The sequence below is a fragment of the Nitrobacter sp. TKz-YC01 genome, assembly GCF_047824785.1.
Lineage (GTDB): Bacteria > Pseudomonadota > Alphaproteobacteria > Rhizobiales > Xanthobacteraceae > Nitrobacter.
In genome coordinates this window covers 1,955,773-1,981,207 of the sequence record NZ_CP181167.1, presented here as the reverse complement: position 1 = coordinate 1,981,207, position 25,435 = coordinate 1,955,773, and the positions used below count along the sequence as shown (strand labels likewise).

At 61.4% G+C, this 25,435-nt stretch carries 31 protein-coding genes, 3 tRNA genes and 1 pseudogene; 23 read left to right on the top strand and 12 right to left on the bottom strand.

The window, feature by feature from the left end:
• The first annotated feature begins 13 nt into the window (after nt 1–13).
• Entirely contained in the window at nt 14–1,009 is a 996-nt protein-coding gene (glpX, locus tag ACMYR2_RS09375; protein WP_347264355.1) for a class II fructose-bisphosphatase, read from the top strand.
• 50 nt (nt 1,010–1,059) lie between these two features.
• The gene (recJ, locus tag ACMYR2_RS09370) at nt 1,060–2,901 is read left to right on the top strand and encodes a single-stranded-DNA-specific exonuclease RecJ (protein ID WP_416192833.1); all 1,842 of its coding nucleotides are present in this window, start codon (nt 1,060–1,062) and stop codon (nt 2,899–2,901) included.
• Nucleotides 2,902–3,147: 246 nt separating this feature from the next.
• On the opposite strand, the gene ACMYR2_RS09365 is transcribed toward recJ, so the two are convergent.
• Nucleotides 3,148–4,368 (bottom strand): lytic murein transglycosylase, encoded by a 1,221-nt coding sequence (locus ACMYR2_RS09365; protein ID WP_347264353.1) that lies wholly within the window; start codon nt 4,366–4,368, stop codon nt 3,148–3,150.
• 69 nt (nt 4,369–4,437) lie between these two features.
• Nucleotides 4,438–5,004: an elongation factor P gene (gene efp / locus ACMYR2_RS09360; protein WP_347264352.1), complete on the bottom strand. Its 567-nt coding sequence runs from the start codon at nt 5,002–5,004 to the stop codon at nt 4,438–4,440.
• 144 nt (nt 5,005–5,148) lie between these two features.
• On the opposite strand from efp, the gene epmA reads away from it, so the two are divergent.
• The 3 genes from epmA (at nt 5,149) to ACMYR2_RS09345 (ending at nt 7,647) form a co-directional block, all read left to right on the top strand.
• A complete protein-coding gene (epmA, locus tag ACMYR2_RS09355; RefSeq protein ID WP_347264351.1) occupies nt 5,149–6,192 on the top strand; it encodes an EF-P lysine aminoacylase EpmA in 1,044 nt (347 codons plus the stop codon).
• Nucleotides 6,189–7,289 (top strand): lysine-2,3-aminomutase-like protein, encoded by a 1,101-nt coding sequence (locus ACMYR2_RS09350; protein WP_416192832.1) that lies wholly within the window; start codon nt 6,189–6,191, stop codon nt 7,287–7,289. Before epmA ends, ACMYR2_RS09350 begins: the two co-directional genes overlap by 4 nt.
• A gap of 100 nt (nt 7,290–7,389) precedes the next feature.
• Nucleotides 7,390–7,647, top strand: coding sequence for a hypothetical protein (locus tag ACMYR2_RS09345; protein ID WP_416192831.1), 258 nt, complete (start codon nt 7,390–7,392; stop codon nt 7,645–7,647).
• A 152-nt stretch (nt 7,648–7,799) separates the two neighbouring features.
• Here ACMYR2_RS09345 and ACMYR2_RS09340 read toward each other — a convergent pair whose 3' ends face one another.
• Nucleotides 7,800–8,102: a hypothetical protein gene (locus ACMYR2_RS09340; protein ID WP_347264348.1), complete on the bottom strand. Its 303-nt coding sequence runs from the start codon at nt 8,100–8,102 to the stop codon at nt 7,800–7,802.
• A 186-nt stretch (nt 8,103–8,288) separates the two neighbouring features.
• Between ACMYR2_RS09340 and ACMYR2_RS09335 the strand changes: the two genes are divergently transcribed.
• Nucleotides 8,289–9,152 carry a phosphatase PAP2 family protein gene (locus tag ACMYR2_RS09335; RefSeq protein ID WP_347264347.1) on the top strand — a complete coding sequence of 288 codons (864 nt, stop codon included), beginning with the start codon at nt 8,289–8,291 and terminating at the stop codon, nt 9,150–9,152.
• 261 nt (nt 9,153–9,413) lie between these two features.
• Here ACMYR2_RS09335 and ACMYR2_RS09330 read toward each other — a convergent pair whose 3' ends face one another.
• From ACMYR2_RS09330 to ACMYR2_RS09320, 3 genes are all read right to left on the bottom strand, one after another.
• Nucleotides 9,414–9,917, bottom strand: coding sequence for a hypothetical protein (locus ACMYR2_RS09330; protein ID WP_347264346.1), 504 nt, complete (start codon nt 9,915–9,917; stop codon nt 9,414–9,416).
• Nucleotides 9,918–10,383: 466 nt separating this feature from the next.
• The gene (locus ACMYR2_RS09325) at nt 10,384–10,731 is read right to left on the bottom strand and encodes a hypothetical protein (protein ID WP_347264345.1); all 348 of its coding nucleotides are present in this window, start codon (nt 10,729–10,731) and stop codon (nt 10,384–10,386) included.
• A 341-nt stretch (nt 10,732–11,072) separates the two neighbouring features.
• Entirely contained in the window at nt 11,073–11,345 is a 273-nt protein-coding gene (locus ACMYR2_RS09320) for a hypothetical protein (protein ID WP_347264344.1), read from the bottom strand.
• Nucleotides 11,346–11,806: 461 nt separating this feature from the next.
• On the opposite strand from ACMYR2_RS09320, the gene ACMYR2_RS09315 reads away from it, so the two are divergent.
• A protein-coding gene (locus ACMYR2_RS09315) for an IS3 family transposase (RefSeq protein ID WP_416192834.1) occupies nt 11,807–12,942 on the top strand; the annotation gives its coding sequence in 2 pieces (ribosomal slippage) (nt 11,807–12,077 and nt 12,077–12,942; 1,137 coding nt in all).
• A gap of 195 nt (nt 12,943–13,137) precedes the next feature.
• On the opposite strand, the gene ACMYR2_RS09310 is transcribed toward ACMYR2_RS09315, so the two are convergent.
• Nucleotides 13,138–13,440 carry a HigA family addiction module antitoxin gene (locus ACMYR2_RS09310; RefSeq protein WP_416194048.1) on the bottom strand — a complete coding sequence of 101 codons (303 nt, stop codon included), beginning with the start codon at nt 13,438–13,440 and terminating at the stop codon, nt 13,138–13,140.
• A 19-nt stretch (nt 13,441–13,459) separates the two neighbouring features.
• Nucleotides 13,460–13,741 carry a type II toxin-antitoxin system RelE/ParE family toxin gene (locus ACMYR2_RS09305; protein ID WP_416194047.1) on the bottom strand — a complete coding sequence of 94 codons (282 nt, stop codon included), beginning with the start codon at nt 13,739–13,741 and terminating at the stop codon, nt 13,460–13,462.
• Between the two features lie 103 nt (nt 13,742–13,844).
• Here ACMYR2_RS09305 and ACMYR2_RS09300 point away from each other — a divergent pair, with 103 nt between their 5' ends.
• The 9 genes and pseudogenes from ACMYR2_RS09300 (at nt 13,845) to ACMYR2_RS09260 (ending at nt 18,124) form a co-directional block, all read left to right on the top strand.
• Nucleotides 13,845–14,678, top strand: coding sequence for a glycoside hydrolase family 19 protein (locus tag ACMYR2_RS09300; RefSeq protein WP_416194046.1), 834 nt, complete (start codon nt 13,845–13,847; stop codon nt 14,676–14,678).
• Nucleotides 14,675–15,043, top strand: coding sequence for a hypothetical protein (locus tag ACMYR2_RS09295; protein WP_416194045.1), 369 nt, complete (start codon nt 14,675–14,677; stop codon nt 15,041–15,043). Before ACMYR2_RS09300 ends, ACMYR2_RS09295 begins: the two co-directional genes overlap by 4 nt.
• A complete protein-coding gene (locus ACMYR2_RS09290; protein WP_416194044.1) occupies nt 15,040–15,438 on the top strand; it encodes a hypothetical protein in 399 nt (132 codons plus the stop codon). The genes ACMYR2_RS09295 and ACMYR2_RS09290 overlap by 4 nt, the downstream gene beginning before the upstream one ends.
• Nucleotides 15,435–15,668, top strand: coding sequence for a hypothetical protein (locus ACMYR2_RS09285; RefSeq protein WP_347265411.1), 234 nt, complete (start codon nt 15,435–15,437; stop codon nt 15,666–15,668). The genes ACMYR2_RS09290 and ACMYR2_RS09285 overlap by 4 nt, the downstream gene beginning before the upstream one ends.
• A gap of 3 nt (nt 15,669–15,671) precedes the next feature.
• Complete coding sequence (locus ACMYR2_RS09280; protein ID WP_347265412.1) at nt 15,672–16,220, top strand: hypothetical protein; 549 nt, start codon at nt 15,672–15,674, stop codon at nt 16,218–16,220.
• A 155-nt stretch (nt 16,221–16,375) separates the two neighbouring features.
• Nucleotides 16,376–16,567, top strand: a complete 192-nt coding sequence (locus tag ACMYR2_RS09275; RefSeq protein ID WP_416194043.1) for a hypothetical protein — start codon at nt 16,376–16,378, stop codon at nt 16,565–16,567.
• Nucleotides 16,568–16,659: 92 nt separating this feature from the next.
• A complete protein-coding gene (locus tag ACMYR2_RS09270; RefSeq protein WP_347265413.1) occupies nt 16,660–17,148 on the top strand; it encodes a low affinity iron permease family protein in 489 nt (162 codons plus the stop codon).
• A gap of 51 nt (nt 17,149–17,199) precedes the next feature.
• Nucleotides 17,200–17,298: pseudogene (locus ACMYR2_RS09265) on the top strand (KUP/HAK/KT family potassium transporter); the annotation flags it as partial.
• A 10-nt stretch (nt 17,299–17,308) separates the two neighbouring features.
• Entirely contained in the window at nt 17,309–18,124 is an 816-nt protein-coding gene (locus ACMYR2_RS09260; protein WP_347265414.1) for a transporter, read from the top strand.
• A gap of 146 nt (nt 18,125–18,270) precedes the next feature.
• Here the strand turns inward: ACMYR2_RS09260 and ACMYR2_RS09255 are convergent.
• The 3 genes from ACMYR2_RS09255 to ACMYR2_RS09245 all read right to left on the bottom strand — a co-directional run bounded on the left by ACMYR2_RS09255 (nt 18,271) and on the right by ACMYR2_RS09245 (nt 19,578).
• Nucleotides 18,271–18,358: transfer RNA gene (locus ACMYR2_RS09255), tRNA-Ser, on the bottom strand.
• A 75-nt stretch (nt 18,359–18,433) separates the two neighbouring features.
• A tRNA-Glu gene (locus ACMYR2_RS09250) sits at nt 18,434–18,508 on the bottom strand.
• A gap of 620 nt (nt 18,509–19,128) precedes the next feature.
• The gene (locus tag ACMYR2_RS09245; protein WP_347263329.1) at nt 19,129–19,578 is read right to left on the bottom strand and encodes a VOC family protein; all 450 of its coding nucleotides are present in this window, start codon (nt 19,576–19,578) and stop codon (nt 19,129–19,131) included.
• A 445-nt stretch (nt 19,579–20,023) separates the two neighbouring features.
• On the opposite strand from ACMYR2_RS09245, the gene ACMYR2_RS09240 reads away from it, so the two are divergent.
• The gene (locus ACMYR2_RS09240; protein ID WP_416194042.1) at nt 20,024–20,455 is read left to right on the top strand and encodes a hypothetical protein; all 432 of its coding nucleotides are present in this window, start codon (nt 20,024–20,026) and stop codon (nt 20,453–20,455) included.
• A gap of 232 nt (nt 20,456–20,687) precedes the next feature.
• Here ACMYR2_RS09240 and ACMYR2_RS09235 read toward each other — a convergent pair whose 3' ends face one another.
• Nucleotides 20,688–20,954, bottom strand: a complete 267-nt coding sequence (locus ACMYR2_RS09235; protein ID WP_416194041.1) for a hypothetical protein — start codon at nt 20,952–20,954, stop codon at nt 20,688–20,690.
• Between the two features lie 225 nt (nt 20,955–21,179).
• Here ACMYR2_RS09235 and ACMYR2_RS09230 point away from each other — a divergent pair, with 225 nt between their 5' ends.
• The 6 genes from ACMYR2_RS09230 (at nt 21,180) to ACMYR2_RS09205 (ending at nt 25,433) form a co-directional block, all read left to right on the top strand.
• Nucleotides 21,180–21,833, top strand: a complete 654-nt coding sequence (locus ACMYR2_RS09230; protein ID WP_347263327.1) for a cold-shock protein — start codon at nt 21,180–21,182, stop codon at nt 21,831–21,833.
• 135 nt (nt 21,834–21,968) lie between these two features.
• Nucleotides 21,969–22,454: a DUF192 domain-containing protein gene (locus ACMYR2_RS09225; RefSeq protein ID WP_347263326.1), complete on the top strand. Its 486-nt coding sequence runs from the start codon at nt 21,969–21,971 to the stop codon at nt 22,452–22,454.
• Between the two features lie 70 nt (nt 22,455–22,524).
• Nucleotides 22,525–22,601, top strand: a tRNA-Pro gene (locus ACMYR2_RS09220).
• Between the two features lie 95 nt (nt 22,602–22,696).
• Nucleotides 22,697–23,026 (top strand): hypothetical protein, encoded by a 330-nt coding sequence (locus ACMYR2_RS09215; RefSeq protein ID WP_347263325.1) that lies wholly within the window; start codon nt 22,697–22,699, stop codon nt 23,024–23,026.
• 278 nt (nt 23,027–23,304) lie between these two features.
• Nucleotides 23,305–23,610 carry an ETC complex I subunit gene (locus ACMYR2_RS09210; RefSeq protein WP_347263324.1) on the top strand — a complete coding sequence of 102 codons (306 nt, stop codon included), beginning with the start codon at nt 23,305–23,307 and terminating at the stop codon, nt 23,608–23,610.
• Between the two features lie 218 nt (nt 23,611–23,828).
• Nucleotides 23,829–25,433 (top strand): carboxyl transferase domain-containing protein, encoded by a 1,605-nt coding sequence (locus ACMYR2_RS09205; RefSeq protein ID WP_416194040.1) that lies wholly within the window; start codon nt 23,829–23,831, stop codon nt 25,431–25,433.
• Nucleotides 25,434–25,435: the final 2 nt, after the last annotated feature.

Genomic DNA, 25,435 nt, shown 5'->3' with positions numbered 1-25,435 from the left:
AGGAGTTGAAACGATGCCGACACAGAATTCCGTTCCGTCGCAGCAGGTGCTGGAGCGTATCCTGACGCTCGAAGTCGTGCGGGTGACGGAGCGGGCGGCGGTGTCGGCGGCGCGGCTGCGCGGCCGCGGCATGGAAAAGGCATCGGATCAGGCCGCGGTCGATGCGATGCGGCGCGAACTCAACAATTTGCCGATCGACGGCACGGTCGTGATCGGTGAGGGCGAGATCGACGAAGCGCCGATGCTGTTCATCGGCGAGAAGGTCGGCAACGCGTGCGGCCCGCGGGTGGATATCGCTGTCGATCCGCTTGAAGGGACGGTGCTGTGCGCGAAGAACATGCCGGGCGCGATCGCCACCATTGCGATAGCCCAGGCCGGCACGCTGCTTCACGCGCCGGACTGCTACATGGACAAGATCGCGATCGGACCCGGCTATCCGAAAGGCACGGTGGATCTCGACGCGCCGGTGGAAGAGAACATCATCAACCTGGCCAGGGCCAAGGGGGTCAAGCCGACCGAGATCACCGCCATTCTGCTCGACCGGCCACGCCATGCGGCCAAGATCGCCGCGCTCCGCAAGCTCGGCACCGCGGTGAGCCTTATCAGCGACGGCGACGTCGCCGGCGTCATCCACACCGCTGAGCGGCGAACGGGAATTGACATCTATCTCGGCAGCGGCGGCGCTCCCGAGGGCGTGCTGTCGGCGGCGGCGCTGTGCTGCATCGGCGGCCAGATGCAGACCCGCCTCATCATCGACAGCGAGGCGCTGCGCGAGCGGACGCTGCAAATGGGGATCGAGGATCCCAGAAAGAAATACGAGATCGACGACATGGTGAAGGGCGACTGCCTGTTCGCCGCCACTGGCGTGACATCAGGCTCGCTTTTATCCGGCGTCCGGTTCCGCAAGAATGTGATCGAGACCGATACGGTCGTGATGCGCTCCGCGTCCGGCACCGTGCGCCGCATCAAGGCCGAGCATCGCAGGACGGACCGGTTCGACCAGAATTGAGAAAGCACGCGGCGTCGCTCCGGCCGACATCGCAAGGCACGGACGACATCATGACCCTGCCAGCCTCCGCATTGCCTGTCGAAGCGCCCGACGCCTTTCTCGGCGTGTCGCATTCAGCGACGGGCCGCCTGTGGCGCGATCGCCTCGATCCGCGAGGCGCGGCGCGCGCGCTGGCGATCGCGCAGCGGCATCAGTTGCCGGAGATGCTGGCGCGGGTGATCGCCGGACGCGGCGTCGACATCGATGCGGTCGCGGATTTTCTCGATCCCACCATCCGCCGGCTGATGCCCGATCCTTTCACCGTGACGCAGATGGAGACCGCCGCGCGGCGGCTCGCGGATGCCGCGATGCGCGGCGAGACCGTCGCGATCTTCGGTGATTATGACGTTGACGGCGCGACCTCCGCGGCGTTGCTCGCCTGGCATCTGCGGCATTGCGGCCTTGATCCGCTGATCCATATCCCCGACCGCATTTTCGAAGGCTATGGTCCGAACGTCGATGCGGTCAACGCACTCGCGGGCAGGGGCGCGACGTTGCTGGTGACGGTGGACTGCGGCACGACAAGCATCGAGCCGCTGGCGGTCGCAAGGCAGCGGGGCATGTCGGTTATCGTGATCGACCATCACCAATGCGGCGACGACCTGCCCGAGGTCGAGGCGCTGGTGAATCCGAACCGCCCCGACGATCTTTCCGGCCTCGGCCATCTCGCAGCCGTCGGTCTGGTTTTTGTCACGCTGGTCGCGCTGAACCGCGAACTGCGCCGGCGCGGCTTCTGGAGCAGCGAGCGGCCGGAACCGAATCTCCTGGACATGCTGCATCACGTCGCGCTCGGAACGGTCGCCGACGTCGCGCCGCTGACCGGTCTCAACCGCGCCTTCGTCGCGAAGGGATTGATCGCGCTGCGCCGCCGCGATCATGTCGGCCACACCGCGCTGATGGATGTGGCGCGGCTGAGCGGCCCGCCGGAAGCCTGGCATCTTGGATTCATGCTGGGGCCGCGCATCAACGCCGGGGGCCGCATCGGGCGCGCTGACCTTGGCGTGCGGCTGCTGCTCGAAGGCGATGTGTCCGAAGCAGCGCGGATCGCCGCCGAACTCGATCGCCTCAATGCCGAGCGCCGCGTGATCGAACAGACGGCCGAAGCGCAGGCCGAAGCCGAGGCGCTGGCCTCGCTCGGTCTCGAGGACAAGGGGGCCGTCATCGTCACCGCCTCCGAGGGATGGCATCCCGGCGTGGTCGGCCTGGTTGCGTCGCGGCTGAAGGACAAATTCGCGCGGCCCGCTTTCGTCGTCGCGCTGGAGCCCGGCGGCATCGGCACCGGCTCGGGGCGTTCCATCGGCGGCGTCGATCTCGGCAAGGCGGTGCGGCGGGCCGTAACGGACGGCGTACTGCTCAAAGGCGGCGGCCATGCCATGGCGGCCGGCGTGACGTTGCGGAAAGAGCAGCTTGCGGAATTCCGCGCCTATATGGAAACGGCGCTCGCCGCAGATGTCGCGCGGTCGCGCCATGTCCGCGAGCTTTTCATCGACGGCGCGGTCAGCGCGCGGGCGGCGACGCCCGAATTCGTGGCGACGCTCAATCGCGCGGGACCGTTCGGCGCTGGCAACCCCGAGCCGGTGGTGGCGTTGCCGTCGCACCAGTTGATCCATGCCGACGAGATCGGGCAGGCGCACCTTCGGTTACGGTTCAGGTCCGGTGACGGCGCAATCATAAACGGCATCGCGTTTCGCGCGGTCGGTCAACCGCTGGGCAACGCTCTGGCCCAGATGCGGGGCCAGCCGTTGCATGTGGCGGGATCGCTCACCGTAGACCGCTGGCAGGGCGCGGAGCGCGTGCAATTGCGCGTGGTGGATGTCGCGGCGCCCGATCCGGGACCGAAGACAATTCGTTAAAGGGATACACGAACAGATAGCCGTTACCGGTCTGATCCGACTAGAGCATGATCCGTTCAAGTTGAATCGGACCATGCTCTAGAAATTATTGTCTGGTCGCATTTTCTTGCGGCGAACCGGTATCCACTTCGCCGGAAAATGCTCTAGAGCGGCGGCCGGTCAAATGGAAGCAGCGCCGCCGCTCCAGTTAATTGATTGAGCATCGGGTTTATCCCGAAACCGGTTCCCACTTTCGGGTCCGATGCTCTAAAATCCCTGCCTCAGCTTCGCTAGCACCTTCAAGCCCGCATAGCCGTCCGGCGGCAATCCGGCGCGAGCCTGGAAATCCTTCACCGCCTTCATGGTGTCGTTGCCGACGCGACCATCGGTGCCGCCGGTGTCGAAGCCGGCTTTGGTCAGGCGCGTCTGCACCTCCTGCACTTCGGCGAGCGTGAGCGCGCGTTCTGATCCGGGGAAGGGCTGGATGAAGGGCGGCGCGCCGAGGATGCGGTCGCCGAGATGACAGATCGAAAGAGCGTAGTTCATGGACGGATTGTAGCTGCGCACGGCATAGAAATTCGGTCCCAGCAGGAACGCCGGGCCGCCCGGTTCCGGGATCCAGAGCTTGGCCGAAGCATTCGGCTGCGGAAACGCCTTGCCGTCGGCGCGCTGCACGCCGGCCGCCGCCCAGGCCGCGTAGCTGCGGCTGCCGCTCGCGCCGCCGGGCGCGCGCACTTCATATCCCCAATGCTCGCCGCGATGGTACTTGCCGCGCTTGATCAGGTAGCGCGCGGTCGAGCCCAGCGCATCGTCGGGTTTTCCGAACGGCGAGACCCGGCCGTCGCGGTCATAGTCGATGCCGACGTTGAGCCAGACTTCCGGCATCCACTGGCTGTGTCCCATCGCGCCGGCCCACGAGCCGCGCATCTCCTCCGGCGTGCTCCAGCCCTTGTCCACGATGCGCAATGCATTGATGAGCTCGGTTTCCCAGTAGGCGCGCCGCCGCGGCTCGTTCCAGGCCAGCGCCGCCAGCGAAGGAAACACCGGACGCATGTGGTTCTTCTGCACCAGCGGATCGCCGAAGGCGGTCTCGACGCCCCACAGCGCGAGCAGCGTGCCGCGCTCGACGCCGAAATCGCGCTCGATCCGCGCGAACAGCGCTTCGTTCCTCCGCAGGGCCTCCTTGCCGGCGATGATCCGCCAATCCGAGACGCGACGGTTGATGTACTGCCAGATCTTTTCGTGAAACTCCGGCTGCTTGCGCATCTTGTTGAAGACGCTCATGTCCGGTTCGATCCGGCCCATGCAGCGGCTCCAGGTCGCGCTTGAAACGCCCTTGGCCAGCGCGCGGGCGCGGAAGCCGTCGCGCCACTGCTCGAACCCCTGAGGCATGGCGGCAAGGGGGAAGGGCGCAAGCGCCGCCACCGCGCCGAGACATCGCAGCGCGCCGCGCCGGCTGAGCCGGATGTGAGAATCGAGGACTGTCATGCAGCGAGCATAACGGAGGGGCGCCCTCCGCAGCAAAGCTTCATTGCGCCGCGGGAACCTGGACGCTCCTCAGTCCTTGGCGCGCTCGACGTAGGAGCCGTCCTCGGTCATGACCACGACGCGCGTGCCGACGCTGATATGCGGCGGCACGCCGGTGCGGACCCCGTTCGACAACGTGGCGGGCTTGTAGGAGGAGGACGCGGTCTGTCCCTTGGTGACAGGTTCGGTATCGACGACCTCCAGCGTCACGCGCTGCGGCAGCGTGATCGCCACCGGCACCATGTCGTGCAGGGACAGTTTCACCACCATGTTTTCCTGCAGGTACGGCGCGGCGCTGCCGACGATATCCTTGGGTACCTGAACCTGATCGTAGGTCTCGGCATTCATGAAGTGGAAGCCGTCGCCGTCTTCATAAAGGAAGGTGAAGTTGTGATCCTCGATGGTGGCGCGCTCGACCTGGTCGGTGGTCTTGTAGCGCTCGGAAATCTTCACGCCGTCGCTGATCCGCCGCATCTCGATCTGGCTGACCGGGGTTCCCTTGCCGGGGTGGATGTTCTCCGCGGTGAGGACCACGTAGAGCTTGCCGTCTTGCTCGATGACGTTGCCCTTGCGAATAGAACTGGCGATGACTCTCAAGGCTGGATTTCCTAAGGTTCTGGCTTAAGGCCGGCCCGGACGGAACGTCCCGCGGCCTTTAAAGCGGTTTCGGGCCGCAACATACTGATTTGGCCCGTCGGCGCCAGTGGTTTGCGGCCGATTCCGGTCGATTGCTGAGGATGGATGGAGAGGATTTCCCCCTGGTGGGATCAGGCGAGACACGCGGACCGGAAGCCGTTCCTGAAGGCACGCAGCGCCGTGACCAGGGCTCTACGGGCATGGTTCGACGCGCAGGGGTTCGTCGAGGTCGAAACCGGTGTTCTGCAGGTGTCGCCGGGCAACGAAACCCATCTTCATGCGCCGCGCACGGCGCTGACGACGGCGGCTGGCGATCACCTCACGCGCTACCTGCGCACCTCCCCGGAATTCGCCTGCAAGAAGCTGCTGGCGGCCGGCGAGCGGAAGATCGTGGAGTTCGCGCGGGTGTTTCGGGACCGCGAGCGCGGCGTACTGCACCTGCCGGAATTCACGATGCTGGAATGGTATCGCGCGGGCGGTTCCTATGACGCGGTCATGGCCGACTGTATCGCCGTGATCGCCACTGCGGCGCGAGCGACCGGCATCCCCGGATTTTCGTTTCGCGGCAGGCAGGCCGATCCGTTCATCGAGCCGGAACGACTGACGGTTGCCGCCGCGTTCGACCGCTTCGCCGGAATCGATCTGCTGAATACGGTGGCCGGCCGCGAGGGCGATCGCGCCGCGCTGGCGGAAGCCGCGCGGGAGCGGGTGCGGATCACGGACGACGACAACTGGTCGGATATCTTCAGCAAGGTGCTGGTCGAGCATATCGAGCCGCGTCTCGGGCAGGACCGGTTGACGGTGCTATCCGACTATCCCGCGCCCGAAGCCGCGCTGGCGCGCATCAGCCCGGCTGACAGCCGCGTCGCCGAGCGTTTCGAGATCTATGCCTGCGGCGTCGAGCTTGCGAACGGGTTCGGTGAATTGACCGACGCCGCCGAACAGCGCATCCGTTTCGCGCAAGCGATGGACGAAAAGCAAAGCCGCTACGGCGAACGCTATCCGCTGGACGAGGATTTTCTGGCGGCCGTCGCCCGGATGCCGGAAGCGGGCGGGGTGGCGCTGGGCCTGGATCGGCTGGTGATGCTGGCGAGCGGAGCGTCGAGAATCGATCAGGTGGTGTGGACGCCGCCGGCGGAGGATGCATGAGCGCGCGGATCAATAAAGGTATCGCCTCGACATTGCGGCGCCCCGAAGACTTGATCGCTCACGGTCTCGCGCCGGCAGCGGCTCTGGCCGATCTCGAAAGGGTCGCCGCGCGCTATGCGATCGCGGTCACGCCGGAGGTGGCGAACCTGATCGATCCGGCCGATCCTGATGATCCGATCGCGCGGCAGTATCTCCCGAGCGCCGATGAACTGGCGGCGCAAGCCTGCGAACGCGCCGACCCGATCGGCGATCACGCGCGTTCTCCGGTGGACGGCATTGTCCATCGTTATCCCGACCGGGTGCTGCTCAAGCTCGTTCACGTCTGCGCTGTCTACTGCCGCTTCTGCTTCCGCCGCGAAATGGTGGGGCCCGCCAAGGAAACCGCGCTGTCGAAATCCGCAACGGCGGCCGCGCTCGACTACATCCGCTCGCATCCGGAGGTCTGGGAGGTGATCCTGACCGGCGGCGATCCCTTGATGCTGTCGCCGCGGCGGCTGGCCGAAATCATGGCCGACCTTGCCGCGATCGATCACGTCAGGATCGTCCGCATCCATACGCGCGTTCCGGTTGCCGATCCCGCCCGCGTCGCTGACGAGATGGTGGCGGCCCTCCGAATGGACGGAGCCACGACATGGCTGGCGCTGCACGCCAATCACCCGCGCGAACTGACCGCGGCGGCGCGAGCGGCCTGCGCGCGCATCATCGATGCCGGCATTCCCATGGTCAGCCAGTCGGTGCTGCTGCGCGGCGTCAACGATGACGCGGCGACGCTGGAGGCCCTGATGCGCGCTTTCGTCGAATGCCGCATCAAGCCCTACTATCTGCATCACGGCGATCTCGCGCCGGGAACGGCGCATCTGCGGACCACGCTGGAACAGGGTCAGGCCCTGATGCGCGCGCTGCGCGGCCGTGTGTCCGGCCTGTGCCAGCCGGATTATGTTCTCGATATTCCCGGCGGATATGGCAAGTCGCCGGTGGGCCCGGACTATATGTCGCGCTCAGATTTAGTACCCGGGGAAGGTGAACATCGTTCGGATTTGCGGTATCGTATCATCGACTATTGTGGTGGCGTTCACCTCTATCCGCCAAAGCCTTAGACACTATCTATCCAAGGAGGCACGCCGCGGGCCAATTGCGGAACATTGCGAGTTTCCGATCATTTTTGACAGTTCCAATCCGAACGTTGGAGACAGCGAAATGAACAAGATCATCGCGATAGCTTCTTTTCTGGCTCTGATCGGTGCGCCCGCTGCGCTTGCGCAGTATGGAACGAAGGACGGCCCTTCCGGTCTGTCCATCGATGGGTCCTCGCGTTACGACGCGCCGATCGGCCACCGTCAACCGCGCCCGATCGACCTGCCTCCGGACAGCAGGGACGCGAGGGATCGAGATCGCCTTGACCCGGGCGATGCAGCTCTCCAGCGCAAGATCAAAAGCATCTGCCGCGGCTGCTGACGCTTAGAGCATGATCCCGACCCGAAGGGCCGCGCCAGCGCAAAGTGGCAACCGGTTCTCGGGCAGGGGTAGTCCGGCCGGCACGATGCCGGGGGCCCGGCCAAAGCTGCTCTGCGTTACAAGCCATCCGTACCGCCACGGACGTTAACCGTTCAGCCCCGCGCAATCTCGCCATTGCAGGGAGCACTGTTCCAGTTGCCCCACTGAACGTTGGCAAGGCTGCGAAAGTCCGTGGTCCGCGGCCTGCGCGTACGTTTTTCGTAAGCGCCGATGACCTTCTCGGAGGCCGTGATCTTACGGCGAAGATTGGCCGCCATTCGCAGCGTCTCGACGCGCACGCGCGGATCCGCGGTCTCGCCAAAACGGAAACGGCGAACCTCCATCTCGCGCAAAGCTTCGCGATGTTTTTTCAGCTGGGCCCGATGCCATGCGATGGTGCTGTCGTTATCTGCCATCAATCAATCCTCACTCCAACGGCGGCGGCGTCCTGGGCCGCAATGCAGAACGAGGGCCGGAACGTCGCGCGATTGCTGACTCCAACCGAACCAGTAGAGCGCGAATTCAGGCCAGGAGAAACGTCGCCGGATTCTGGTTAATCAAGGGTTAACGAGCGCTCATGGGGCTGGGTAAGGGGCGGCGGCGTGCCGGTGACCTTCGATCTCCCGCGTCCGCGACAGGGTCCGCTGAACGAAATGCGGATATCGGACCTGCCAGCCATAATCGTTGTTGACCGGCCGCAGTTTGCACGTAAAAGCACGGTCGCGAAAATTGCAGCTTTACGTTCCGATTTTCATGTCCGGCTGAACGCGACGAAATCAACAACAATGACAATTACCGGCCTCGATCGAGAAATCCTTCTTGCGCTCAATGCATTCGGTGGAGGAAACGAAACTCTTTGGGAGTTCGCGAACAATTCGCTTTTCAGGGGATTTCCTGTGTTTTTTTCCCTTGTCGCGCTGTGGTTCGCCAGCGAACAGCCGGACCGCCGGGGTCGCATGCTGGCCGGGCTGCTGGGGGTCTGTTTGGCGACCATGCTTTCGATCTGGTCCCAGTTTCACACCGCGGTGCACATACGTCCTATTCTGGATCCGGCAATTCCGCTGGACACCGTCATTCCGCGAACACCCTGGGACCGAACGAACTCGTTCCCGAGCGACACGGCGACCTTGTTCTTTAGTCTTGCCGCTCTGGTTTTTGTCGAGAAGCGGTCGGCCGGGCTATTCTGCTTTGTCTGGGTTGCGTTGATCGTCGCGATTCCCAGGGTCATTGTCGGGCTTCACTATCCGAGCGATATCCTTGGTTCGTTCGTTCTGGGACCGGCAGCTGTTTTCCTTCTTGCCGCGCTTCCATATCCAAAACGCCTGTTTGAACACGCTCTCACATGGTTCGAAGGCCGCCTGTATATCGTGCACGCGCTTCTGTTCATTTTTCTGGCGGACGCGTTCGATTTGTTCCCGAGCCTGCAAGCCCTGGGAAAGGTGCTTGCGCGATCGCTTCACTCCTGAGACCGATGCAACGAGCGTCAAGTTGGCAGCCGGCGCTCGCCGACCGCGGACGACGTAGCGCCAAGCGTACAGTCGCCCTGATTCCCGTGTGTCACGGCACGGCGTCTTAGAGCGTTTTCAAGCAAAGCATGTCCTCGGGTTTGACCCGAGGATGAACACCGGTTCGCGCAAGGAAACGCGACAAAACAAAATCATAGAGCCCGTTTCTGTTTCTATCAGAAGCGGAAAGACTTTAGCTCGCCGATCCGCGCGGGTAGCGTTTTATTTCGATTTCGAGTGCTGCGACTTCCGCGAGTTGTGCTTCGTCTCCGACGCTGAGACGGAAGCCTGCTCCGAAAGCTGATCAAGGCGCGTGTGCAGCTTTCCGACGTCCGTTTGAAGAGCGTCAACGGTCGTCTTGAGGGAGTCGGGATTCTTCGTCCCGGCGACCTTCATCTTGAGCGCATCGAAATCCGACACGGTGAAAGCACCCAACTGGGTTTGTACAGCCGTGAGCTGGGACTCAAGGCCCTTGATTTTTGCATCGAGTTGAGAAGCATCAACGGCTGGCGGAGCCTTCATCTTGGCTTCAAGGAGAAGCAAGCGATTTTCAAGTCCGGCGGTGGCGTCTGCATGGGGCGCAGCCTGGTGCGCAGGGGCCGGTGCCGCCTTCGCTTCGCTCGAAAGCCGGCCGGTACTGTTCCATACCAGGGCCATGCTGCCGAAAAACATCACGCTGGTAACGGCTATGCCCAAGATCAGATTGGCGCGGTCGCGTTCACTCATCACGGTGCCTCCTTAGCGTTGCTTTATGTTGCTTACGTCGTCGCGTTGCCTCCCTCAGAACCGGCTGCGAAATATGACCCAGCTGCGACATTTTGTACAGTGGCGGCTTCATGAGGAAGCCGCCACTGGCTTGTTGTTCATCGCAGCATTCAGGACAGACGCGACGGAGAAATCCAGGTTCACGCCGGCTTGCGAGATGAATGTCCCTCGCGCGATCGCGCGGCCCCCACCTGGTGTGGTAACGATCGAAGACGGCTGCCTGCAGCCTCATGGATTAAGGGACGCCTCATGATTTCGATCCTTTTCACACTCGTGTTTGTCGGCGTTATTCTATTTATGGTCGGGGGACGGATACTGAACCGTCTACGCGGCCGCTAGAGCTTCGCGCCTGATTGAATCGGATCTCTGATTCATCTTCGCCGTTTACGGCTACGACGAACCAGAAATCCTTCTTTCAGAACACGCCTCAATCTGTCCAGGGCAGCCTCTCACTGGGTTCGACCCCGAGGTACCTGGTTTGGATCCTGATAGCCGGCGTAACCACCAAAGGGCGCAAGCAATAGATGTCGTCATAATGCGATACTGCTCGGTAGCCATAGGCGGGATAGCCATCATAGTGGCCGCCATGCCTTCCGTAATAGCCGGCGCCCCGATAACCTCCGCCACCCCAGCGCACGTCGGTGGTGTTTTTTTTAACCATTGAGTTCATCGTCGTCGCCGTGTGTGTCGGCATCGGACCGGCCTGGGCGCTCATGCCGAGAGCAGCTATGGTCGCAGCAAGAATGGTGGCGCGCAGAGAATTCGAGTATCTCATAATCAATCTCCGTGCTTGTGCGGCGGCGCTTTAGCGCAACCGGCGTCGGCCTATTGCACACCGGACTGCCAGGGAGGTGTTGATCCAGATCAAGGATGCGCGTCATGCGTCTGTGTGCGCCGCACCAGATCCAAGCCATTGTTGCGCATTGCACCAGCCTTCATTGCACTGCGGGCACGCCGCACCTTCGCGGCGGCAGAAGCGAGCCCGCCGGCAAGTGCTTGGCGCAGGAGTGATGCGAACCTTGATCGGAATGGCTGATATCTATTCGGCCGCGGACGTCGCGGCTTGGCGTCCGTCGCCATGGCGGCGGCGTGTGCGCTCGCGGCGATGCAAGGTCTTCAGTCGTTCATGCCGATTTCGGAAAGAAGAAATCCCTGCGAGGTTTTCGTGAAGGTGAATATGAGATCGTCGCAGAAGATGAAGTAATTATCGTTGTTCGCACCGTCGCGGCCGTGGACGGCCTTGCTGCGCTGAATACACTTGCAATTGGCCGCCGTGAAATCGGCGGAATATATCTTCGCCCGGAACGCCGAAGCATCGCCGATGGAGGCGTCGGACATAAATGGCAGTTGCGCCATGCCGGCAACGGCAGCGAAATCATCGGCCTTCAACGCGGCCCGGAATTTCCCGGGGGACGGGACACAATGAGCTAGCCAAGTTGCTGGTTTAATTGGCGCTCCCTAGCGGAAACACAAAAGCTCATCAAAACCAATTGAAAACGCTAATCTTTTTGACCGCCCAGCTTTAGGCTGTGTAGCAGTCTTAAGGCCGTACGTCGAGTGGGCCTATCCGACCTCCACTCATTCCGGCCGGTGGTTCAAAGGAGAGCAAACCGGGCAACCACCGCACGTCATTGACCTCGTGACATGCCGCCGACGAGCGGGCCAAATGCTCTAAGATACTCGGAGGGGCCCTCAATGGCGCAAATGAAGAAGTGCGTCGAGGCGGTTAAGTTGCCGCACCTAGTCACCTTCAGTGACTGTCTTAACGTTCTGAAGCTTCAAAATGAGGTGGTGCCGGTTTCTGAGACAGGGGCATAAGGTGGATCGCCCGATGAAAAGGACGATCCGGTATGAAGACACGCAGACGATTTACGGCTGAGTTCAAGGCCAAGGTTGCGCTTGAGGCGATCCGTGGCGAGCGGACGATTTCGGAACTGGCGACAAAGCACCAGCTTCATCCGAACCAGATTACGCAGTGGAAACGGCAGGCCATCGAGAACCTGGCCAAGACGTTCGACGACAAGGCTGCTGATGCGCAGGTCGGCCGGGAAGCCGAGGTGACCAAGCTGCACGCCAAGATTGGCCAGCTTGTCGTTGAGCGGGATTTTTTGGCCAAGGCCTTCGATCGCTGAGCCTGGATCGGAGGAGAATGATGATTGACCCCGATCACAACCGGCTCTCGATCCGCCGCCAGTGCGAACTGGTCTCGATCTCGCGGGCGTCGTTCTACCGACAGCCCGCCGGCGAGACGCCCGAGAACCTCGAACTGATGCGCACCATCGACGAGGCCTTCATGGAGACGCCCTGGTATGGCTCCCGGCAGATGGCCCGGCATCTGCGGCGTCAGGGCTGGTGCGTGGGTCGCAAGCGGGTCCGGCGGCTGATGCGCAAGATCGGTCTGTCGCCGATCTACCAGGCGCCGAGAACCAGCGAGCCGCATCCGCAGCATCGCATCTATCCCTACCTGCTGCGGCACCTGGCGATCGAGCGGCCGGATCACGTTTGGTGTGCCGATGTGACCTATATCCCGATGCGGCGCGGCTTCCTTTACCTCGTGGCCATCATGGACTGGTTCAGCCGCAAGGTCCTGGCCTGGCGGTTGTCGAACACGATGGATGCCGACTTCTGTGTTGCCGCTCTCGAAGAGGCGATCGCCTGCCATGGCAGGCCCGACATCTTCAACACCGACCAAGGCTCGCAGTTCACTAGCTTCGCCTTCACGACGACGCTGAAGGATGCCGGCATCCGCATCTCCATGGACGGGCGCGGCCGCTGGATGGACAACGTCTTCATCGAACGACTGTGGCGCAGCCTCAAATATGAGTGCGTCTTCCTCAGCACATTCGAAACGGGAAGCCAAGCCCGCTGCGGCATCGGCTCCTGGATAGACTATTACAACCGGCGACGCCCGCACTCGACCTTCGCCGGCAGGACGCCCGACGAAGTCCATGCTATGGCGGAAATGACGGAGCAATTGGCGGCGTAGAAACGAACCCGATCCACCTTAGCCAGGCCGCCAAACTGTCTCACCAAGCGGGTCCACCTCAATCTTCGCGGATTTCCGACCAATAAGACCATGTGGCTCGCATAAAACCACCTCCTGTTATGACGGGCTGAATTCCTACCTCCGCAACCTCTCCGAGTAAACCCAAAGGACCCGCCAATGCCCAACCTCGACCGGTCACGCGGCGTGTTGCGCAATCGGCTCGATTTTTTCGAGGTCTTTGCCGATCTGTTCTTTCGCGACCCGGATGTCGTAAGAGGTTTGAAGGTTGAGCCAAAGCTCCGCCGTCGTTTCGAAAGCCTTGGCGAGGCGCAAGGCCGTGTCGGCAGTGATGCCGATCTGTTCATTGGCGATCCGTTCGAGCCGGGTGCGGGGAATGCCGCAGGCTTTCGCAAGCTTGCCGGCCGACAGGTTGAGCGGAACAAGAAATTCTTCGCGGAGAACTTCGCCGGGATGCATGGGCGGAAGCTTTCTAGCCATGACGACACCCTCCATGGGTTCAGTGGTAGTCGATGAATTCTACGTCCTTCGGACCCTCATTGGTCCAAACGAAGCAGATGCGGAACTGATCGTTGACGCGGATCGAATGCTGCCCCTTGCGGTCTCCGACCAAAGCTTCGAGCCGATTACCGGGTGGCGCTTTCAAGTCATCTAGAACCTTGGCCGCATCGAGATAGGCGAGCTTACGTCTAGCAACCTTGATCAAATCTGCCGGGAAGCCTTTACGCACCACGCCGTTATAGGTGTCCTCAGTCAGGCTGTCCTTGAAGCTTTTGATCATGAGTAAACGTATCATTCCTTGATACGGAATGCAATAGCTTTGTATCAAAATCTGATACACAAACGAGCCGCCTGAGCGCGGCTTTCCGCAGGAGAGTTTCCATATGCCCAACCTCGATTCCGGGGGCGCTGGCGTGCGGCTGACGCCCGCCTTACTGCGCTCCATCTTTCCGAAGGCCCCGGCCACGATCATCGACGCTTTTGCCGAAAAGCAGGGCGTGTTGAGCGCGGTCGGCGTAAACCAGACCCGGCAGCGGCTCGCTTATTTCTTCGCCAACATTCATCACGAGACGGCTGGCTTCACCATCCGGGGGCTGATCGAAAACATCAACTACACCGCCTCCCGGATGGCTCAGGTGTGGCCGAACCGGTTCAAAAACGCCGCCGCCGTTCAGGCCAAGTATGGCACGGCGTCAGGCTGGCAGCGCAAAGCCTTCGACGACATTTACGGCAACCGCATGGGCAACCGGCCGGGGACGAATGACGGCTCGACCTATATCGGCCGAGGCGGTCCGCAGATCACCGGGCGCGACGGATATGAACAGATCAGCAAGCGCATCGGCATTGATCTTGTGTCGGCTCCTGACCTCGCCAGCCGCCACGATCTACAGCCCGACATCTGCGCGGCCTTCTGGGATTGGAAGGGGCTGAACCGCTTTGCGGATAACGGCGACTTCCGCGGTTGCGTCAAGCTCTGGAATGGCGGGACGAACGGACTAGCCGACCGTCAATCGCAACTGGCGCGGATCACGAAGATCCTGCAAGGCGCGGAGTGGGGCGAGATCGCCGCCGCTCCGGTCAAGCCGCCACCCAAACCCGTCCCTGATCCCGCGCCGCCCGATCCGGCGCCGGCCTCACAATCCGCACCGACCCCGCAGGCGTCCGTTTGGGCGGCCTTTTTCTTGGCCATCATCGCAATCTTCAGGAGGGCAAAATGATCTGGATCCTGTTCATCATTCCCGGGCTCATCGCCGCTTACGTGATCTTCGCACGGCCTGTTCTGAGAGCGCTGCCCGCTCTGAAGGGCTTCTATGCCGAGGCCGACACCTTCTGGGAAAAGGTATGGGCCCTGTCCGGCCGATCAGCGACCGTCGTTTGGTCCCTCGCTGTCGCGGCGGCTTCAACGGCCTTCGATTATGTCGACCCGCTGGCCGCGCTGCTCGGCGCACCGGACTTCAAGAGCCAGGTGATGACGGTGCTGAAGGATAACCCGCAGTACCTCGGTTATTTCGCGATGTTGGTGTCCGGCATCACGATCGCCGCGCGACTGCGGTCGATCGCGAAAAAGGACGTAGTGAAATGACGGCGATCCTGTCATGGCTCGCGTCGCTGCTCACCGGCCCACTGCTGAACAAGGCGCTGGACGCGTACAAGGCCAGACTGTCGGCCGGCAATGACGCTGATCGTATCGCCGCCGATCTGGCGACGCGTGAGATGGCCGTGCAGCAGCGCGAGATCGAGGTGCAGGCGCAATATCGCATCGCCTCGCTCGGCCACTGGTACGAGCCCGACAAGCTCATGGGCTACGCGGTCGCCGTCTACGTCGGCAAGCTCCTGATCTACGACAAGGTGCTTGGCCTCGGGATAACCGACCCGCTCGGCGGCTGGATCGAGACGACGGCAAATCTGATCGTCGGATTCTACTTCGCCAAGCGTGGGTTCGAGAATGTCGCCGCGATCATCGGGAGGCGCAAGTGAGCGAAGCAAAGCGGTTCGATGATCTGCCGGCGCGGACGAAGGATTTCCTCTCCAATCTTCGCGACGAGGAAATCGACACCCTGAATGATGGCATCCGCCTCGTTTCAGCGATCAGGACGGTTGGCACCTTCATGAAGTGGGTCATCGTCGGGTTGATAGGCATCCTCGCCGGTTTTGTGATGATCGGGGAATCGATCAGTAAAATTGCTTCCTGGATGAAGGGGGGCTGATCGATGCGACCCACCGCCATTCTGGCGGCGCTTTGCGCTGTCGTGCTTGCGTCGAGCGCCGATGCGAGGCCGAGGCATCATCACCGGCACCATGCTCCAGACGTCGGGATGGCGTCAGTATTGCCGACATCGACAGTATCGAGGTCGTCCGGCAGCCTCAAGTATTTGAAGCGTAAAGCCTTTCGTTCAAAAATGAGCAAAAGACCGGCCCCCATGCCTCCCGGCCTTCACCGCGTCATGGCCACCGGCGCTGGTCGCATTGTCGGCGGTCGCCCGGCTGGCTGCCCGCGCCGATACTGCGGCTGCGGGGCGTCGCTCCACATCTTCGGCCGGATTATCCCGAGGCTGAACCTCGCGGCGAACTGGCTGCGCTTTCCAAGGGCGGCCCCAGCTCCCGGCATGGTTGCGGCGAGGCGGGGCCATGTGTTCGTGCTCAAGCGGCACCTGCACGGCAGGGTCTGGCTGGTTTGGGATGCTAATTCGGGGCGGGGCAAGACCCGCATCCATCCGCGCTCGATCGCGGGGTTCACGATCGTTGATCCGAGGGGGTGAGGGCGCTTGCTGTCCGGATTGTGACGTTGCCCGTGGACCGCTCAATGACGGGGTCGTACCAGACGGTGCTGACATCACCGCATAGCGCAAGCGGATAAAAGCGCCGCAGCAAGCCAAGTCACACTACCACGCCGCGCGCAGGAATGGAATCCCTGATGCAATCTATCCTCGCTTCCATCGGCTCCCTGCTGTTCAGCTTCGGAGCCGTGCTGGTCTTCGTGGCCGGCTGGATGCGCCTTTGCAACAGCGGCAGCGATCTGGCGGGGAGGGTGCTCGGCGCAGGCGTCACGCTGATGCTGCTCGGGTGGCTGATGATGGAGGTGGCGGGGGAGAGGGTAGCGGTTTAGGAAATTGGGAGAATGCGCGGGGGTCCAAGGAACTTTGCTTCCTAGGGCGGCGTCATGTTGTCATGTGAAAGCGTAAGAGCGTTAGGGTCCCGATGCCGACGATAGGGCGCGAAGTGAAATCCGCCGTTGAGCAGGCCGATAACACGAATCGCAGCAAAAGTTCGAAGCTATTCGCAGAGATCGCAAACAAGGCCTCACGTGCGGCCGGCCGAGCTCTGACGTTCGTGACGGCCGTCGCCGTCGTTCTGATCTGGGCTGTCACCGGTCCGCTGTTCGGATACTCGGACACCTGGCAGCTTGTGATCAACACCGGCACTACCATCGTCACCTTTCTGATGGTGTTTCTAATCCAAAATTCCCAAAACCGCGACGGCGCTGCCATTCAAGCCAAGTTGGACGAGTTGATCCGCGTGAGTGCGGCGCAAAATTCGTTCGTCGGGATTGAGCATCTGACCGATGAGGAACTCGATGACATCCGCGAAAGGTGCGAGCGTCGGGCTAAAGCTGAAAAGATCAGCGAGAAGGCAGCCCATGTGACCGGCCAAGCGGCGGGACGAGCCGCGGACAGGGTTGCTGATTGAACCGGGCAGTGCCCCAATAGTAAGGCGTTCGAGCGATCGCGTTTTGAACCCCTGTTCATCGCGCTGAGCCGGTCCGCCAACGATGCGACGGATTATTTCCAGATTCCGACCGGGCGCGTTGTCGAGGTGGGAACGCAGGTCAACATTTAAGGCCCATTCCATGGTGCGCGCATCAGAAGTCCTGCTGTTGGCTGTGCTCTTCGCGTCTCCTGCCCTGGCACAGAATGTTGTACCCACCGCGTCCACGGCGGATGCACCGATCTGCACGGACCGGCCCACCAAGTCCAATTTCGCCTGCACAGTGCCAAAGGGGAAGGTTCAGATTGAGGCTGACACCTTCAACTGGCTGAGCAACACCGCTGCCGGTGCTCGCACTGACCAGCTGCTGTTCACCAATCCAACGTACAAATACGGCCTGACTGACAGCAGCGACATCCAACTCAACTGGGTACCCTTCACCCGGGTGTGGCGGCATGACGCCAACGGCTATGTCGCTTCTGTCTCGGGTGTGGGCGACGTGACCGTTCGCTTCAAGCAGCGCCTTACCCCTCTTGAGGGTGACTTCCAGCTTGCCATTCTACCATTCGCAAAGCTGCCCACCGCCCGCACCGACATCGGCAACGGCAAGATTGAAGGCGGCGTTGCCGTCCCGATTAACTACAGCGCGCCGGGTGGCTGGACTGTCACACTTGGCCCGCAACTAGATGTGCTGGCCGATTTCGATGGCCGGGGCCGGCACGTTGGCCTGACCGGCCTGGTGAACATCGCCAAGCAGTTCGGGCAATTCACCCTGTACAACGAGATTTGGACCAACCAGAATTTCGATCCGACTGGCACGGTGAGCCAGTATAGTTATGACGTATCCTTGGCTTGGCAGCCGCGCCCGTCGCTGCAGTTCGATATCGGAGCCAATATCGGCCTCAACCGCAACACGCCCGATGTTGTTGGCTACCTCGGCATCTCCACTCGCTTTTGAGAAGAAATGCCATGTCAGCCGACGTTGGCGGAACGCAACGTGGACGGCAGTTTCAGAAATGCCGCGGATTGCAGTTTCAGAAATTTGCGCCAGGGGAGGGCTCTTGCGAGGGAAAAAAGCAGGAAACCCGCGTAAACATTGATTGTCGGAGCCGGAGGGATTCGAACCCTCGATAGGGCTTTACAACCCTATAAAGGTTTAGCAAACCTATCCCCAAACCTGCCTTTGTGGCCCACCAGAACATCCGTTCCTAAAAGTGGGTCAATGGAAGGCATTTTGTTTAGTGATTTCAAAGGGAGAAAAAGCCAATGGCGCTCCCTAGCGGAATCGAACCGCTCTCTCCACCGTGAAAGGGTGGCGTCCTGACCGATAGACGAAGGGAGCTGAATTTCTCAGCGGCAAATCGCGCCGTCGCTTCAGTCTCAATCCGCTGCGATATCGCCGCTGATCAATATCCTGTGTTTTGATCTGATCAGACAGCGTCTCCGGGCGGCGATGAACCGGCCCGGCGGCAACGGCGAAACGTATAGTGGCGTTTGCCCGGAGGAGCAAGCGTTCTCCCTGGCGAGAACCAGTATCGTGGCGCCTCCGTTTCGACCGATATCTTCTCAGGCCACCTCAGGTGCCGCCCCTCAGATGAAGCATTCAGGCACACCGGCAGCTTCACAACGGCACCAGGCAACTGGATCGCGGCGCGGCGCAAGAAAAAGCCTCGCTTAAGCGAGGCCTTCAAGCAAGTACGTAGCGCGCGTTCACGTGCCGAAAAAAAGCCACAGCAGAAGTATCACCGGTATCGGCACGCCAAGCAGCCAAAGCAAAAGTCCGCGTCCCATCGACGTCTCCTTGTATGTCAATAAATGCCAAGGAGAACGTGAGCCGCCGTCGATCGTTCCCGCTTACAACGTGCGAGCAACTGCCTGGGAAGGGAGGGAGGCCGTGCACCGATGGGCTCGTCGCCATCGGGCGACGCGCTATTCTGACCTAAGGAACGTTGTCGGAAGCTCTCACCAATGACCGGTGTTCGGCATCGAAATCCACGGTTCAGCCGCCGGACGAGCTTCACCCTTCTGCAGCAGTTCGATCGAGTGCAGGTCCGGAGAGCGGATGAACGCCATCTGTCCGTCGCGGGGAGGACGGTTGATCGTGATCCCGAGCCGCATCAGTCTGTCACACGTGGCATAAATGTCGTCCACCTCATAGGCGAGGTGACCGAAAAAGCGATCCTCGCCGTATGTCTCCTCCACCCAGTTGTGGGTCAATTCGACCAGCGGCGCGCCACGCCCCCCGGACTGCCTCACCAGGTCCTCATCCTCGGGGGCGCACAGGAATACCAGGGTGAATTTTCCCTTGTCGTTGTCGACGCGACGAACCTCCTTCAACCCCAGTGCATCCACATAGAACTTCAGCGCGATCTCAAGATCGCGCACGCGCAGCATGGTATGAAGGTAGCGCATCTGTGATGTCTCCTGATGAGATGGGGCCGATAAAATCATAGCAAAACCAGATCGGTACGTGAAATTATATCCAGTTCCCGATTTCGGGCCGCAAAGCGGGAATGTTAACTAAACGACGTTTTTTGCCGCGGCGATGGAACCCTTTCGACCGCTTGCTCGTTTGACCTGCATGATGCGTGAACGTCCGGCACCGTCGTCCTGCCCGCTTGAGCAGCTCCATCAGGCGAAAAAGGCGAGGGTCGGCGATCATCTTGATGATGGATCGCGGAGCGATTCTCATCGGCGGCTCGCGGGCTGCGCCAGCGTCAGGCTTCTTAATCGTCAGGTCTGGAAACTAACGCGAAACGATAGAAACCCGATCTGGACTGTATTCAAGCCGGGCGCATTGCAAACCTCGTTTTAGCGAACACATTATTGCGACGATCTCTGGTGAGAGGATAGCGACATGAAGAAGAACTTGATCATGATTGCGACCGTGGCCACGCTCGGCAGCGCCGTCATCTCGGCACCGGCTCAGGCCCAACGATTTGGGCCGGGCCTTGGAATCGGTCTTGCCGTCGGCGCTCTCGCAGCGGGCGCAATGGCGAGTTCGTTCTACGGACCTTATGGCTACTACGGTGGCCCGTACTATGGAGGATATGGACCGGGCATCTACGGCGCCGGTTGGGGTGGCGGATGGGGAGGTGGCTGGGGTCCGGGATTTTATGGTGGCGGATGGGGCCCAGGTTACTACGGCGGTTTCCGCGGTCACCGCGGCTATTGGGGCGGCCATCGTGGCTGGGGAGGACCGCGGTATTACGGTGGTCATCGCCATTGGGGTGGCGGCCGTGCCTATTATGGCGGTGGCCGGGGTTGGGGTGGCCGCGGACGCTGGTGACCCTGAATTAACCTGAGTTGAAGATCCCCGGAGAGATCGAGATGAAATCTCTCCGGGTCGACATCCGCATCGCGCGGGCTCCACCGGCGGAAGGATCGCGTCGGCGCTCAGCTGGCGCCGGTTCACGGGTGGAAGCGCAGGCCGGTGATGTCTTCAAATTAATGACACACGTTAATTGTTGACGCGGGCAGCGACGACCCTGCCTTCGGGACGCTTGTTGAACCCGGTTCATTTATTTTTTCGTGCGCGCGGCATTCAGATTGCCGTTGATGTGTGCTGCCTTCACGCGCCTGACTTGGAGAAATTCCAGAGAAAAGATCAAAACAAACGCAGACGGGAAGCGAGTCTGCGGGTACTGGCTACGGGTACTTGGAGTTGCCGGCGCATGGATCTGTTCGCGCCCACGCCGCGCGGTGAAACAATACGATGCTTCTACAAACCTCATCGATAACAGCCGAAATACGTACCGGCGATGATTTTCGACAGCGATGAAACCCATCGGCAAACCGAAAATCAAAATCTGGTGAGAATTGATTCGTGCATTGTGCAAGGCTGTTTATAGATGTCGATCGATTTATCTTTTGTCTTGCGACGCCCCCAAGAGTGTTATCTTTTGATTCGTAAGATTCGCTTGGCTATATACGGTAGTAAATAACGGTGCCTTGCGCCAGACGGCAGCCGTAGTTGAAGCAACCGTAGTAAATAATGTGTGGGGGCCTGCGTCATGGGGTCGGACGGTTTTGAATCCAGGAAGTTTGCGGGGCCGACGGTGAACGATCCCTTGGGATCGAAGGAGTTTTCCGGAACGACTGATCGAGAGGCGGGGGCCGGTCCGTTTGCCGGGCTTGGGGAATCTCCCGCCAACATCGTCGAGATCAGCGGCGTCATCAAATGGTTCGACGCTTCAAAAGGCTACGGATTTATCGTCCCCGATAATGGCTGGCCGGATGTGCTCCTGCACGTCACGGTGCTTCGCCGCGATGGCTATCAGACCGCTTATGAGGGGGCTCGCCTGGTCTGTGACTGCGTGCAGCGGGCGAAAGGCTATCAGGCGTTCCGGATCACGTCGATGGATGAGTCCACCGCGATTCATCCGGCGCAGATGCTGCCGCCCCGGACCCACGTCAGCGTCACGCCCACCAGCGGCCTGGAGAGGGCGCAGGTCAAATGGTTCAATCGATTGCGGGGATTTGGCTTCTTGACGCGCGGCGAGGGAACGCCGGATATCTTCGTGCATATGGAAACGCTACGGCGCTTCGGCCTCACGGAGCTTCGGCCGGGGCAGTTCGTCCTGGTCCGGTTCGGGCCGGGGAGCAAGGGTATGATGGCGGCGGAAGTCCAGCCTGAAACGGGCGCCCCCAGCGTGTCCTCGCATTGATCCGCCAAACAGACCGTCGGGGAAGCCGCGCGGGGTTGCTTGAGGTTTGATTTTCGGGAATCGTGTTCTGCGCTTGCAATCGCCTGCTGCTGGCGGCGGAAGGCGATTTGGGCAATTGCACTGGCAGGTTGTCCGATGCTACGACTGCGGGATGTCGGTTCTGGGTGGTTCCGCGCTGTTTTGTGGATCGCCCTGTTTTCCTGGATTGCCGTGGTCGCCCCGTACCGCGTCCACGCAGCCGAATTCCAGCCGCTGGAAATCGCGACCAAGACCGGCGTAAAGATATTCTCCGTTGAAATGGCGACGACGCCTGAGGAGAAAGCCACCGGGTTGATGCACCGAAAGCATCTGCCTGACGGGCAGGGTATGCTGTTCGATTTTTCTCCTGCGCAGCAGGTGTCGATGTGGATGAAAAACACCTACATCTCGCTCGACATGATCTTTATCGGCTCGAATGGCCGCATTGTGCGGATCGCCGAAAACACCGAGCCTCTATCCACCCGGATCATCTCGTCACGGAGGCCGGCTAAAGGTGTGCTTGAGGTGATCGGAGGCACCGCAAAAAAATACGGCATCGCGCCCGGCGACCGGGTGTCGCATCCGCTCTTCAACGGCCGCTGAGTCCGCGGGAGGCTCTGAGCGACTTGCTGGGCCGCCCGGAAGGATGTAACGACATCGTTTCCCAGCGGATCGGGGTATAGCGCAGCCTGGTAGCGCGGCAGTTTTGGGTACTGCAGGTCGTTGGTTCGAATCCAGCTGCCCCGACCATCAACCACTATCTTGTCGGTTTCGATCAACGCATCCTCCCAGAAAGACCGGGTGGCGAAAGGGCGGACATTCGCGATGGCGAGGAAGGCGAAGCAATGAGCAGTTGGACGCTTGGCGCTCGTAAGCCGGTCCAAGGGGACGGCCTCGAGATTGACATTACGATCGATGGCGGTGATCCGCTCACGCTGGACACGGTTGAAGCCGAGACGCTGGAAACCGGACTGGGCAAAGCGCTCGCGGGCACTGATAACGCATCCGGCCGGATTTCATGCGTGAATGCGGCCACCCAGATCATTGTCGCGGTCGACAAGGTCACCGTCGCTTCGCTGCGGTATGAAAAAGCGGAGCGGTTGCGCGGCCATCTGAAAGAACTTCTGGCGGGCAGAGGCACCGAATTTGCCGATTCAGGCGCGGTAGAGGATTAGCCGCAATCTTCCGTTCCTTGAAAACCATTGACCTTCGACCACGTTCGCACGGATCGTGAACGAACATTGCGTGAAACGGCCTTCTTTTTGGCCGTGCTTCCGCATTACGTGGCCGATACGTCATCCCTCGACGCCGAGGATGAGCCGCCACGGAAGACACGACCCGATGTCGCTCGCGCCAGATTGTCAGGCCGTAATATAGCGAATATACTTGAGACCCAAGGGTGTCCGCCGGCTTTCTGGCGGATCGACGCCAGCAACAGGTTACAGCGAAATCCATGATGGCCCGTATCTTCAAGCCCGCCAAGAACGCGATGCAATCGGGCGCTGCCAGGACCAAGGAATGGCAACTGGACTACGAGCCAGAGCAGCCGAGAGCGATCGAGCCGCTGATGGGCTGGACCAGTTCGGGCGACACGAAGCAGCAGATCACGCTTCGTTTCGAGACCAGGGAGGATGCGATCGCCTATTGCGAGCGCGAAGGCATCCCCTATCAAGTGATCGAGCCGACGGGAAGGGCGACACGAAAGGCTGCCTATTCGGACAATTTCGCGTTCCGCCGCATCGAGCCCTGGACCCATTGAAGCGATCGACAGGCCAATCAGGAGACCGACCTTACCGAAAGGTCCTGGCGTCTGAGCGGCATGAGGGCAGACCATAACGGTCGCCCACCTGCGTCCCGCGCATCAAAAAATACGGAAATCGATCAGGTTCATGATTTTGGATCGCTTTGATCCCAAATCATCGTAATCTGGCCGGATTGAAGCGCGCGTTTCAACGCCTGCCAAGCATTCGGACTGTCATGGCGCTCCGTTCCGGTGTCGATCCAACGTCGTCAGATTTCGCGCGCAACGTCGAGGCGATGAAAGTTCTGGTCGACGAGCTGCGCGACAAGCTCGCGGGCGTCGCGGGCGGAGGCGGCGAGGCCGCGCGCGCGCGCCACACCTCGCGCGGCAAAATGCTGGCCCGCGACCGCATCGATCTGCTGCTCGATCCCGGCACCGCGTTTCTCGAACTGTCGCCGCTGGCGGCTAACGGGATGTACGGCGGCGACGTGCACTCGGCGAGCATCATCACGGGCGTCGGACGCGTCACCAGCCGCGAGTGCGTGATCGTCGCAAACGACGCCACCATCAAGGGCGGCACCTATTATCCGATGACCGTGAAGAAGCATCTGCGCGCGCAGGATATCGCGCGGCAGAACAATCTGCCCTGCATCTACATGGTGGATTCCGGCGGCGCCTTCCTGCCGCACCAGGACGAGATATTTCCGGACGAGCGGCACTTCGGGCGCATCTTCTACAGCCAGGCCAGCATGTCGGCCATCGGCATTCCGCAGATCGCGATCGTGATGGGATCGTGCACCGCGGGCGGCGCCTATGTGCCGGCGATGTCGGACGAGAGCATCATCGTCCGCAATCAGGGCACGATCTTTCTGGGCGGGCCGCCGCTCGTGAAGGCGGCCACGGGCGAGGTCGTTACCGCCGAGGAACTCGGCGGCGCCGACGTGCATTCGCGCCAATCCGGCGTCACCGATCATTATGCGCGAAACGATGCTGATGCGATCGGGATCGCGCGCCGCATCGTTTCCACCCTGAAACCGCCACGGCGCGCCGCGCTCAACATGCGCGAGGCGCGCGATCCGCTGTTCGCACGGGAGGAAATCTACGGCGTGGTGCCGGCGGACGGCCGCAAGCCGTTCGACGTGCGCGACGTCATTGCCCGCATCGTTGACAGCTCTGAGTTCGACGAATTCAAGAAGCTCTACGGCCAGACGCTGGTGTGCGGCTTCGCCCATATCTGGGGCTACCCGGTCGGCATCGTCGCCAACAACGGCATCCTGTTCAGCGAAAGCTCGCTGAAGGGCACTCACTTCATTGAGCTGTGCTGCCAGCGCGGCATTCCGCTGGTCTTCCTGCAGAACATTACGGGCTTCATGGTCGGCAGGAAATACGAAGCGGGCGGCATCGCGCGCGACGGAGCCAAGCTCGTCACGGCGGTCGCGACCGCGGGCGTGCCCAAGTTCACGGTGGTGATCGGCGGCTCCTACGGCGCAGGCAATTACGGCATGTGCGGCCGCGCTTTCTCGCCGCGATTTTTGTGGATGTGGCCCAACGCGCGCATCTCGGTGATGGGCGGCGAACAAGCCGCGACGGTTCTCAGTACGCTGCGGCGGGAGAATATCGAAGCCAAGGGCGGCAACTGGTCGATCGAGGAGGAGCGTGAATTCCAGGCGCCCATCCGCGCGCAATACGAGAGCCAGGGCAATCCCTATTACGCCACCGCGCGGTTATGGGACGACGGGGTGATCGATCCCGCCGACACGCGCCTCGTGCTGGGGCTTGGGTTGTCCGCCGCCGCGAATGCGCCGATCGCGCCGACGACCTTCGGCCTGTTCAGGATGTGATC